General features: G+C 75.3%; 1 protein-coding gene. It reads right to left on the bottom strand.

From position 1 onward, the window contains the following. On the bottom strand, positions 1 to 1171 hold a 1171-nt coding region (locus FrCorBMG51_RS28660), incomplete at its 3' end, for a TrbL/VirB6 family protein (protein ID WP_476742229.1). Positions 1172 to 1530 lie beyond the last annotated feature (359 nt).

The following is a 1530-nucleotide window of genomic DNA, read 5'->3' as shown; positions in this document are numbered from 1 at the left end:
CGAACGGCAGGCTGAGCTGCCGGTAACCCGCTGCCTGCCGGGCCGGGCCGCCGGCCGGGCGGGGCTGGCGGGGCACGCCCCGGGCCGGGCCGGGCCGACGGACCCGCGGCACCCGGGTCAACGGCAACAACAGCTGCCCGTTCGCGTCGGCCTCGACCCGGGCATAGGGATCGGCCGGGCCGCCCCCACCCGGTCCTCCGCCACGCCCCCCGCGGCGGCCACCCCCGCGCGGGCCGCGGCCACCCCGCCCACCGGCACGCCCGCCGCCGCGTCCGCCGAGCAGGCCGAACGCCCATCCCAGGACGTAGGCGCGGGCCATCGAACCGACGACCGACCGGCGGTTGCTGATCCGGGCGGAGGCGAGGAACCAGAACGGGATCTTGAACAGGATGTAGACCAGGGTGAGGGCTGCCAGCAGGTTGACGATCCCGTCAGGGGTGGGGCCGAGCAGGCTGAACCCGCCCGGGGTGAGGAACACCCGCATGGTGGCGATCAGCAGCATGGACTGGGCGATCTGGATCGCCAGCACCGCGCCGAACGCGCGCCACCACCAGCGGGCCAGCCCGTCGGTCGCGGGCAGGGCGTGGCCGGCCAGCAGCAGCGGGGCCGCGCCGATGAGCACGACGGTCAGGACGACCCGGGCGATGTAGGTGCACAGCAGCGCGACCAAGGTCCCGGCGATGAACACCCCGAGGAACACCGCGAAGATCCCGGCGCTGACCGTCCGCCCGGGGCCGGGGATGATCGATCCCAGGATGAGGTCACGGAGCGTCACCGCGGTGCTGGTCGGGTCGAGGCCGTCGGCGAGCATGAGCCGGGCCAGCCCGTTGGCGACGTCGATGGCCTGCCCGGCCAGCGTCTGGGAGAACGCGGCGGCAAGGAACGCGACCGGGATGCGGGGGGCGATCTGTTTGAGCGTGGTGCGGGTCTGCACGGACTGGTAGGACATGACCACCACCCCACCGATCATGATCAGGGTGCTGTAGCCGGCGACGGTGATCTGCCAGGAGGTCGTCCACAGCTGGCCGATCGCGGGGAGCTGGTCGGGGGTGGGAGTGGCCAGCAGGGTGCGGCCGAGCAGGTCCAGCAGCGGGTTGAGCGCGGCGACCACCAGACCGCTGAAGAAGCTGTTGATCGCGCCGGTGATGCCGTCGACGATCCAGCCGACCACCCCACCGGACCCGCCGCCGTCGCTGCCAGGGGCGGTCGGGAGGGGCTGCGTGCGCGGGGGCGTCGGGGTGACTGGCGCCGGCGGGGAGGCGCAGGCCGTCGGCGCCGGCTGCCCCGACGCCGGCGTGCAGGGGTCGACGGCGGTGCCGGGTGGGAGCGGTGTCGGGCCGGGTTGGGGATTCGGTCGGTGCTGTGGTTGCACGGTCGGCGCCGGGGCCGGCTGGGGGTTGGGTTGCGGGGCCGGTTGGGCGACGGCCACCGCCTGCCCACCCACGACAAGGAACAGGAACAGGCCGACGGCCAGCACCCCCACCGCCCGCCGCCCACCCCGCCGGCGGGCCCGCCCGCCCCGGCGCGCCG

The organism is Protofrankia coriariae (assembly GCF_001017755.1).
In the GTDB taxonomy this organism is placed as follows: domain Bacteria; phylum Actinomycetota; class Actinomycetes; order Frankiales; family Frankiaceae; genus Protofrankia; species Protofrankia coriariae.
The sequence above is the reverse complement of the archived record's forward strand: the minus strand, read 5'-3'. Positions and strand labels throughout refer to the sequence as shown.